Consider the following 2074-nt stretch of genomic DNA (forward strand, 5'->3'; position numbering starts at 1 on the left):
GAACTTCACCGCCAGCGTCGCTTCCATGATCATGTCGGCGGCACGGGGGCCGACCGTGTGGACGCCGACGATCTCGTCGGTCTCGTGGTGCTTGACTACTTGAACGAGACCATCGGTGTCCTTGACGGCTTTCGCCCGTGGTACATCCTCCATCTGAACAGTCCGGCACGAATATGTCCCGTGCTCCTCCGTGTGCTCCAGTTCGGTCGTGCCGACAGCAGCGACCTCGGGGCTGGTGAAGACGACTGCGGGAACCGCGTCATAGTCGATGCTGACGGCCTCGTTACCGAACGCGTTCCTGACGGAGTGATTGCCCTCCTTGGCAGCAACTGTCTCGAGTTCAGGCTCGCCGATCACGTCGCCGGCCGCGTAGATGTGGGAATTCGTCGTCTGGAAGTGCTCGTCGACGTGAATCCTTCCGTTGTTGTCCGTTTCCACCCCTACTGATGCGAGACCGATCCCATCGCTGTTGGGCTGGACGCCGGTCGCGACGAACAGCGCGTCGCCAGTGATCGTTCGTTCGGTGCCGTCGACGGCCGTCTCGACGGCGACGCCCGACTGTCTCGTTTTGATTCCACCGGCGGCTGCTGGCGTCCGGACGCGCTGGAAGTCGTTGCCAGTAATTACCTCGATGCCTTCCTCCTCGAACGCGCGCAGCATCTCACGCCCGAGTTGTCCTTCCATCCCGGAGAGGACGTGCTCGGAGCGCTGGAGGATGGTCACGCAGACGCCGACACGGTGGAGGATCTGGCCCCACTCCAGCGCGATGTAGCCGCCGCCGAGTATTACGATACTCTCGGGGAGATCGCGCTCTTCGAGAATCGTCTCGCTCGTGTAGTAGTCGACATCGTCGAGGCCATCGATGGGCGGTGCCCACGGTGAGCTTCCGGTCGCGACGAGGGCCTTTTTTCCGGTGATGCGTGCGCCCTCGTCGGCGCCGTCGACGACCTCGATAGTCGTGTCGTCACCGGACTGCGTCCGGTTGCCCGAGGGACTGCGTCCCTCGCTGTCGACTAACTGGCCATACCCCTCGTAGATGTCGGTCTCGAAGTGCTCGGCGACATCGACGTAGTTCTCCTGCCGGAACCGTTCGACAAGTGCGTCGGTGCCGTCGAGTGCGTCGGCCCAGTCGACGGTCGGCTCCTCAAGGTATCGAACGGCGTCGAAGGGATTCTCTGCCGCGGCAGCACCGTTCTCAGCGACGGCAAGCAGATGCTTACTCGGGACACAGCCGACGTTCACGCAGGTCCCGCCGATAGGCAGGCCGGTGTTCACCATTGCCGTCGTGAGGTCCCGTCGGCTCGCTTCGGTGATCGCAGCGAAGGCTGCGGCGCCACCGCCGAGAATCACGAGGTCGTAGTTGGGGTCGCTAGTCACGTGTACCGTTACTTTACACCAGGAAGCGTTTATACTTCGGAGTCCAAAGCTATGGAGTGAGTTGGAGGCTACAAAGCTATGGCAGATACCACCGCAGACGCTCCCGCCTGTGATGTTGACGGCACGTGCTACTGTCCGCTCACGGGTGTTATCAGCACACTGAGTCAGAAATACGCGATACAGCTCGTCAGCATCATCGGGGCGCACGATTCGCTTCGCTTCGCGGAGATCGAAGCACACCTTCCGACGGCGAGTACTTCAACCATCTCGAAACGACTCGACGAATTCGAGGAGGCTGGTCTCGTCTCTCGAACCCAGTATAACGAGATCCCGCCTCGCGTCGAGTATGCCCTCACTGAGGACGGTGACGAGCTACGGGCGCGGCTTGAACCGCTCCTGGAGTGGGCAGCGTCGACGGAGTGAGACAAACCGCGTCGGTCGCGGTGCTCACCTGTGTGAATTGATCGCACAAACGCTCGAAGATTAAGATGTTCGTCCGGCTATCTCCACCTGTGATGCCGGACGACACCACGATTTCGGCGCGGTCGGCGCCCCCGGAACTCCTCGACCTCTCGCCCAGCGCCAAGCTGGTCGCGAAGACCCTCGAGTACGAGGGCGAGAGCACGCAGTCGGCCCTTGCCGAGTCGACGCTTCTCCCCCCGCGGACCGTTCGGTATGCGCTCGATCAGCTCGAAGA

The 2074-nt window shown here is 62.1% G+C and carries 3 protein-coding genes; 2 read left to right on the top strand and 1 reads right to left on the bottom strand.

Going from position 1 to position 2074, the window contains the following annotated elements:
• Positions 1 to 1377 (bottom strand): NAD(P)/FAD-dependent oxidoreductase (locus EXE44_RS16505; RefSeq protein ID WP_137717956.1); only part of this gene is annotated, 1377 nt, incomplete at its 3' end.
• Between the two features lie 78 nt (positions 1378 to 1455).
• Here EXE44_RS16505 and EXE44_RS16510 point away from each other — a divergent pair.
• Both EXE44_RS16510 and EXE44_RS16515 read left to right on the top strand, forming a co-directional pair.
• Complete coding sequence (locus tag EXE44_RS16510) at positions 1456 to 1800, top strand: helix-turn-helix domain-containing protein (protein WP_137705898.1); 345 nt, start codon at positions 1456 to 1458, stop codon at positions 1798 to 1800.
• A gap of 92 nt (positions 1801 to 1892) precedes the next feature.
• On the top strand, positions 1893 to 2074 hold a 182-nt coding region (locus EXE44_RS16515; RefSeq protein WP_137717957.1), incomplete at its 3' end, for a PaaX domain-containing protein.

The organism is Halorubrum sp. SS7 (genome assembly GCF_005435055.1).
Classification (GTDB): Archaea; Halobacteriota; Halobacteria; order Halobacteriales; family Haloferacaceae; genus Halorubrum; species Halorubrum salinarum.

Bases quoted from the DNA above. Each gene is read 5' to 3' on its own strand.
- EXE44_RS16510 (WP_137705898.1), top strand. From the start codon at position 1,456: ATGGCAGATACCACCGCAGACGCTCCCGCCTGTGATGTTGACGGCACG.